This window comes from Luteimonas sp. FCS-9, from assembly GCF_001014645.1.
Classification (GTDB): domain Bacteria; phylum Pseudomonadota; class Gammaproteobacteria; order Xanthomonadales; family Xanthomonadaceae; genus Luteimonas.
In genome coordinates this window covers 1-4725 of record NZ_LASZ01000039.1, presented here as the reverse complement: position 1 = coordinate 4725, position 4725 = coordinate 1, and the positions used below count along the sequence as shown (strand labels likewise).

2 protein-coding genes and 1 pseudogene are annotated in these 4725 nt (G+C 70.6%); 2 read left to right on the top strand and 1 reads right to left on the bottom strand.

Features of this window, described 5'->3' with window-relative positions:
• Positions 1-315: pseudogene (locus WQ56_RS19150) on the top strand (IS481 family transposase); the annotation flags it as partial.
• 536 nt (positions 316-851) lie between these two features.
• Here the strand turns inward: WQ56_RS19150 and htpG are convergent.
• Positions 852-2774, bottom strand: coding sequence for a molecular chaperone HtpG (gene htpG / locus WQ56_RS17320; RefSeq protein ID WP_047138389.1), 1923 nt, complete (start codon positions 2772-2774; stop codon positions 852-854).
• 289 nt (positions 2775-3063) lie between these two features.
• On the opposite strand from htpG, the gene WQ56_RS17315 reads away from it, so the two are divergent.
• The coding region (locus tag WQ56_RS17315) for a TonB-dependent receptor plug domain-containing protein (protein ID WP_047138388.1) at positions 3064-4725 on the top strand (1662 nt) is incomplete at its 3' end.

Genomic DNA, 4725 nt, shown 5'->3' with positions numbered 1-4725 from the left:
AACCAGCAGCGCCCACACGAGGCGCTGGGGATGGGCGTGCCGGTCGATCGCTATCGCCCTAGCGCACGGGACTACGTCGAGCATCCGGCACCGCCTGAATACGGCAACAGGGACGAGGTGCGGCTCGTGCACGAACATGGCCGCATCGCCTGGCGAGGGCAGAACTGGAAGGTGGGCAAGGCGTTCGTGGGCGAGCGTGTGGCGATCCGCCCAACTCTGGAGGACGGACGCTACGAGGTGTACTGGAGCACGTGTCGAGTGGCCAGGATCGACCTGGCCACCGGGCAAGTGAACGCGGGGCGCGCCCTCGCATGACCCGTCCACCATGTCTCCGAACAGGTGTCCACCTTGTCTCCGGTCTGTACACCCGCACGCGGGGGAGGGCTTCGGTCGTCGCGGCATCCGGATGCGCGGACGTCGGTCGCCATCGCGCACGGCGTGTACCGCGCTACGCGTCGTGGCAGCGCGTGATATCGGCGGCATGCCGCCCGACCCATCGCCTGCACGACGTGATGCGCGGCACCTCCCCCGCAATGCGGGGGAGGGCTTCGGCCGTCGCTGTGTCCGGGTGCGCGGACGTCGGTCGCCATCACGCACGGCGTGTGCCGCGCTACGCATCGTGGCAGCGCGTGATATCGGAGGCGTGCCGCCCGCCGCATCGCCTGCACAGCACGATGCGCGCGACACCTCCTCCACCTGGGGGGGAGGCCGCACGCCAGCGAGTGCTTGCGGATGCTGCCGGAGCACCTCCCCCGCAACGCGGGGGAGGTCGGCGCCAACGGCGCCGGGTGGGGGCACGCACCTGGCGCGGCACGCGGCTCGGCGCGAGGCCGGGCCTCACCGCACGACGATCAGCCCAGCAGCACCCGGTTCAGACGCTGCACGAACGCGGCCGGGTCGGGCAGCGGGGCGCCGGCGGCGATCTCGGCCTGCTCGAGCAGCAGCGTCGCCAGGTCGGTCGCCTTCGCGTCGTCGGCCTCGGCCTCGATCCGCTGCAGCAGCGCGTGCTGCGGGTTGATCTCCAGCGTCGGCTTGCTGTCGGGAACCGACTGACCGGCCTCGCGCAGCAGACGTGCCAGGTGCGGCGCCATCTCGTAGTCGGCCAGCGCCAGGCACGAGGGCGAGTCGGTCAGGCGCGCGGACACGCGCACGTCGCCCACGCGCTCGCCGAGCAGGCCCTTGAGCCGGTCGACCAGCGGCGCGGCGGCCTTCGCGGCTTCCGCCTGCTTCGCCTTGTCGGCTTCGTCGAGCGGCAGTTCGCCCTTGGCGACGTTCTTCAGCGACTTGCCGGCGTACTCGTGCAGGTGGCCGAGCATCCACTCGTCGATGCGGTCGAACATCAGCAGCACCTCGATGTCCTTCGCGCGGAAGGCCTCGAGCTGCGGACTGCCGGCCGCGGCGGCGTAGCCGTCGGCGGTGATGTACCAGATCGTGTCCTGGCCCACGGCCATGCGGCCGACGTAGTCGTCCAGCGACACCGTCTGCGCCGCGCCCTCGCCCTTGGTCGAGGCGAAGCGCAGGATCTTCGCGATCCGCTCGCGGTTGGCATGGTCCTCGACGATGCCTTCCTTCAGCGTGTTGCCGAACGCCTTGTAGAACGCGGCGAACTTGTCGGCGTCGTCGCGCGCGAGCTTCTCGATCAGGTCGAGCACGCGCTTCACGCACGCGCCCTTGATCCGCTCGAGCTGGCGGTTGTGCTGCAGCAGCTCGCGGCTGACGTTGAGCGGCAGGTCGTCGGCGTCGACGACGCCGCGCACGAAGCGCAGGTAGTTGGGCAGCAGCTCCTCGGCCGCGTCCATGACGAACACGCGCTTGATGTAGAGCTTCAGTCCCTTGCGCTCGTCGCGCCCGCCCATCATCAGGTCGAACGGCGGCTGCGAGGGCAGGTACAGCAGCGTGGTGAAGCTCTGGCTGCCCTCGACGCGGTTGTGCGTCCACGCGGCCGCGTCGTTGAAGTCGTGGCCGAGCGCCTTGTAGAAGCCCTGGTAGTCCTCGTCGGAAATCTCGGACTTGGGCTTGGTCCACAGCGCCGAGGCGTCGTTGGCGGTCTCCCATTCCGGCGCGGCGTCTTCCGGCGCGGCGTCGGCCTTGGGTGCATCGTCGCCCGCGTCTTCGTCGGCCGGCGACGGCGCGTCCTTGGGCATGCGGATCGGGAACGCGACGTGATCGGAGTACTTGCGCACCAGCGAGCGCAGCTTCCAGCCATCGAGGAACTCGTCCTCGTCGGCCTTCAGATGCAGGATCACGGTCGTGCCGCGCTCGGGCAGCGTAGCGGCCTCCAGCGCGTACTCGCCGCGGCCGTCGCTCTCCCACTTCACGCCCGCCTCGGGGGCTGCATCGGCGTGACGGGTCAGCACGGTCACGCGGTCGGCGACGACGAAGGCCGAGTAGAAGCCCACGCCGAACTGGCCGATCAACCGCGCGTCGGCCTTCTGCTCGCCGCTCATGGCCTCCAGGAACCGGCGCGTGCCCGAGCTGGCGATCGTGCCGATGTTGGCGACCACGTCGTCGCGGGTCATGCCGATGCCGGTGTCGCGGATCGTCACCGTGCGCGCGGCCTTGTCCCAGCTCACGTCGATGTGCAGCTCGCCGCTGCCGGCCAGCAGGTCGGGGTTGGCGATCGCCTCGAAGCGCAGCTTGTCGCAGGCGTCGGAGGCGTTGGAGATCAGCTCGCGCAGGAAGATCTCCTTGTGCGAGTACAGCGAGTGCGTCACCAGGTGCAGCACCTGGGCGACTTCGGCTTCGAACTTGCGGGTCTCGGTGGTGGCGGTCATGACGGTCCGTGTGGCGTGTTGCGAGAGCGCCGATATTGGTCTGCCTGCGCGGGAATCAAGCCGGCCGCGCGGTCGCGTGCAGCGCGGGGCGGCAGCACCGACTGCCGGCATCGGACCGATCGCGACCGGTTCGGCGAAATTAACCGTCGTTGAACATTGCAGACGTGCGTTTGACTGAATGGCGCTCCCTCACGCGGAATCCACATTAACGGGATCTTAACTGCGCCACCGGGCGTCGGCAGGCTTGCGGACGGACCGGGCCCCTTTCCGCTCTCAGGATCCCGCCGCCATGACCCCGTCGTCGTTCCGCCGCGCTCCGCGCCGCCACGCGCTCGCCCTGTCGATCCCGCTCGCGCTGGCCGCCGCAGCGCTGCCGCTGCAGGCCGCCGCCCAGCAGGACACCACCACGCTCGACCGCATCACGGTCACCGGTTCCAACATCCCGCGTACCGACACCGAGACCGCCTCGCCGGTGCAGGTGATCTCCCGCGAGCAGATCGACCGCACCGGCAAGACCACCGTCGGCGAATACCTGCAGAGCCTGTCGGTCGATGGCGCCGGCTCGGTGCCCAAGAGCTTCGGCAACGGCTTCGCCGGCGGGGGCGCGGCGATCTCGCTGCGCGGCCTGGGCGCCGGCTCGACGCTCGTGCTGCTCAACGGCCGCCGGATGGCGCCGTTCGGCCTGGCCGACGACGGCCAGAAGGTGTTCACCGACCTGAGCACGATCCCGCTCGACGCGGTGGAGCGCATCGAGGTGCTCAAGGACGGCGCATCGTCGGTCTACGGCTCGGATGCGATCGCCGGCGTGGTCAACGTCATCCTGCGCAGCGACTTCACCGGCGCGGTCGCGACCGTCTCCTACGGCTGGTCCGACGACGGGGGCGGCGACCAGCCCAAGGTCTCGCTGACCGCCGGCACCGGCAGCCTGGCCGAGGACGGCTACAACGCCTTCTTCAGCATCGAGGCCGCCAAGACCGACGCCATCCGCCTGTACGACCGCCGCAACCGCGACTGGATCGGCACCGGCGACACCCGCCCGTGGGGCTACGCGATCGGCGGCAACCTGCCCGGCCGCATCACCGGCGGCGGCACCGGCGCCGGCGGCGGCCCGACCGGCGCGATCGAGAACCCGATCACCGGCCGCTTCGAGTCGCTGCCCGGCTGCGCCGGCCTGTCGGACGTGACCCCGCAGGATCCGGCCGGCGGCTGCCTGTGGGACGTGGCGCGCTTCCGCGACCTCTCGCCCGAGGAGGAGTACGTGAACTTCTTCTCGCGCGCCGCGTTCGCGGTCGGCGACGCCGGCGAGATCTACATGGAACTCAGCGCGGCGAACAAGAAGACGATCTTCCAGAACACGCCCTCGGGCGTCTCCGGCGCGTGGGGCTACCCCGGCGGCCCGGTCAACGCCAGCGACCCGGGCCCCGGCGCGGTCGTGCTCGGCCCCGGCCACCCCGACAACCCGTACCCGGGCACTGCCAATCGCCTGCGCTACACCGCCTTCGACGTCGGCCCGCGCACTACCTACAACGACAGCCGCTTCATGCGCCTGCTGCTCGGCTTCAAGGGCACCGCCGGCGCGTGGGACTACGACGTCGGCTACCTGCACTCGGGCACCGACCTGACCAACGAGCGCACCGGCTTCCTGCGCTACAGCCGGGTCAAGACCGTGCTCGAGGATCCGGCCAGCCCGGTCGGCTGGTGGCGCATCGGCGACGATGCCGGCCTCAACACCCAGGCGCTGTACGACTACATCTCCCCGCGCATCCGCGCCACCGGCCGCACCCGGCTCGACATCCTCGACGCCAAGGCCACGCGCTCGCTGACCGACCTGCCCGGAGGCCCCCTGGGCCTGGCGGTCGGCGCCGAGTACCGCCGCCAGTCGGTGCTGCTGACCCCGCAGTCGTTCACCGACATCGGCGACATCATCGGCCTGGGCTACTCGGCCTACGAG

Coding starts and splice junctions, on each gene's coding strand:
- htpG (WP_047138389.1), bottom strand. CDS start 2,774: ATGACCGCCACCACCGAGACCCGCAAGTTCGAAGCCGAAGTCGCCCAG.